General features: G+C 45.7%; 2 protein-coding genes. One reads left to right on the top strand and one right to left on the bottom strand.

From position 1 onward, the window contains the following. Window positions 1-169: 169 nt before the first annotated feature. Window positions 170-1,045 (bottom strand): lipopolysaccharide assembly protein LapB, encoded by an 876-nt coding sequence (locus tag AC805_RS00570; protein WP_055073606.1) that lies wholly within the window; start codon window positions 1,043-1,045, stop codon window positions 170-172. A gap of 181 nt (window positions 1,046-1,226) precedes the next feature. On the opposite strand from AC805_RS00570, the gene AC805_RS00565 reads away from it, so the two are divergent. Beyond that, window positions 1,227-2,207 (top strand): saccharopine dehydrogenase-like oxidoreductase, encoded by a 981-nt coding sequence (locus AC805_RS00565; RefSeq protein WP_055073605.1) that lies wholly within the window; start codon window positions 1,227-1,229, stop codon window positions 2,205-2,207. The last annotated feature ends 110 nt before the right edge of the window (window positions 2,208-2,317 follow it).

Raw genomic sequence — 2,317 nt, 5'->3', positions numbered from 1 at the left:
ACAAAAACAAAACCCAGAAGAGTGTTGCGGCGCGAAGCGCCGCAACACTCTTCTGGGTTTTATGTCTTAACAAACCCTTTGTCAAACCCCAAGGGTAGAAGCCCTGCTAAGCAAGGCTTTTACCCTTGGGGTTTTGAAATTTGCCAGTTTAATCCGAACTGACGTTAGCTTATGGTTTCTTGGGTGAAGCTTCTGGCTCTGTCGTAGAGCTAGGCGTTTGAGCGGGATTGGTAAATGGTTGTTTGGCTGGGGTCAAGGAGGCAAGGCGTTTTACTTCATCTTTAAACTCAGCAGGAGCAAGCTCTAGCCCTTTATCAAAGAGTTTTTTCGCCTCATCATCTTTACCCTGAACCTGCCTTAATTGCGCCTTACCGACATAGGGACGAAAATCTTTAGCATTATCTTTGATCATTTGATCGTAGGTAGCGATCGAGTCGTCAATGCGATTTTGTTGGCGATAAACCTCTCCCAAGATCCAGCGTACTGAACTCGTATCTACGGTATTTGCTTGGATTTTATTGGCTGTTTCCGCAGTCTTGAGCGTATCTTGGAGAATGCCGATCGCTGCTTCAGGACGCTTATCGGTTAACTCGATGCTAACTAAACTCTGGATGGCGGGGATATATCCAGGCTTAGTGGTCAAAATTTTGCGGTATTCCGCCGAGGCATTTTTAGGATCCTTAAGTTGGATATAAGTCCTCGCTAAGGTCATCCGATATTCAGGCTGATCGGGAAAAGTATCGGCTAATGTTTGCAAAGGTTCGATCGTTTCCTTAGTTTTTCCTAATTGATTCCTGAGATTGACTAGCCCAATGAGCGCAGTTTGATTTTTAGGATCGCTCTTGAGTACAGCTTCAAACCCCTCAATCTGGATTTTGATCTTTTCTTGCTCTGAGGTATTTTGGGCTGGGTTATTAGCGGCTTGCTGCGTCGGTGGGGCAAATAATCCGCCGATCAATGGGGCGATTGAAACGCCTAAAAAGGAGAGCGTAACTACGATTAAAACACCGTTAATAATCCATTGCCTTGCTGTACGTTGTGACACGATATTTACCCTAAATCCAATTACATGATAGTTTACTGCAAGAGGTTATTATAGGCGGCGCAAAGCAATACTTCTAATTTCTAATGGGTCAATGCACCCGAAAAATATGATCCAAAATATGGCACATTAAAGGATCAGATCATCATTGCAAAGTAACTCTAGATAAACGAAGTTAAACTTAATGGCATTAAAAGTTGGAATTTTAGGATTTGGTGGGTTAGGTCAAGCCGCAGCAAAGTTGCTTAGTGCTAAGCAGGAAATGCAGCTAGTCGTAGCAGCCGATAAAGAAGGTTTTGCCTACAATAACCAAGGGCTGAAGGCTTCCGAGGCAATCTCTGTCTACCAGAACAAAGGCTCTCTTGGCTACCTTGACAATGGCATTTTGACCCAAAACAGCATTGCGGAAGCGATCGCTATGGCAAAGGATGTTGATGGCTATTTCTTAGCTTTACCAAACCTACCCAATACCTTTATGGCAAGCGTTGCCAAGCAATTTATTGCTTCAGGTTGGAAGGGCGTACTCGTGGATGCGATCAAGCGTACCAGTGCCGTGGAGCAAATGATTGCCCTTTCCCCTGAACTCGAAGCCGCAGGGATTACCTATATGTCTGGTTGTGGTGCAACTCCAGGATTGTTAACTGCGGCAGCCGCGATCGCCGCTCAAAGCTTTGCTGAAGTTCATAAAGTCGAGATTAATTTTGGCGTTGGCATTGCCAACTGGAACGCTTATCGGGCTACAATCCGCGAAGATATTGCTCATATGTCTGGCTATACCGTTGATATCGCCCAAGCTATGTCCGATGCCGAAGTAGAAGCGTTACTCGAAAAGACGAATGGGTTGATCGAATTGACCAATATGGAACATGCTGACGACATCATGCTCGAACGGATTGGCATCTGCGATCGCGATCGGGTTACGGTCGGGGGTATCGTGGATACGCGCAATCCTAAAAAGCCTCTCAGCACCAATATGAAGCTTACAGGGCGAACCTTTGAGGGCAAAATTTCCACCCATACCTTCACCCTTGGGGATGAAACCAGTATGGCGGCAAATGTTTGCGGGACTGCTTTTGGTTACCTCAAAGCTGGCAAACAATTCCACCAACGCGGTATTTACGGGCTGATGACTGCCGCCGAAGTGATGCCCGCTTTTGTGCGCTAACCGTAGTAAGTTTTTGAGATTTTCAAAATGGCGTTGCCATTTTGAAAATTGGTATTATAGCTGCCCCCAAGTGTATTAGGACATAAACCCCAAGAATTGACTGGCGGCGC

This window comes from Pseudanabaena sp. 'Roaring Creek' (genome assembly GCF_001402795.1).
In the GTDB taxonomy this organism is placed as follows: domain Bacteria; phylum Cyanobacteriota; class Cyanobacteriia; order Pseudanabaenales; family Pseudanabaenaceae; genus Pseudanabaena.
This window is presented reverse-complemented; position numbering and strand designations above follow the sequence as displayed.

Bases quoted from the DNA above. Each gene is read 5' to 3' on its own strand.
- AC805_RS00565 (WP_055073605.1), top strand. From the start codon at position 1,227: ATGGCATTAAAAGTTGGAATTTTAGGATTTGGTGGGTTAGGTCAAGCC.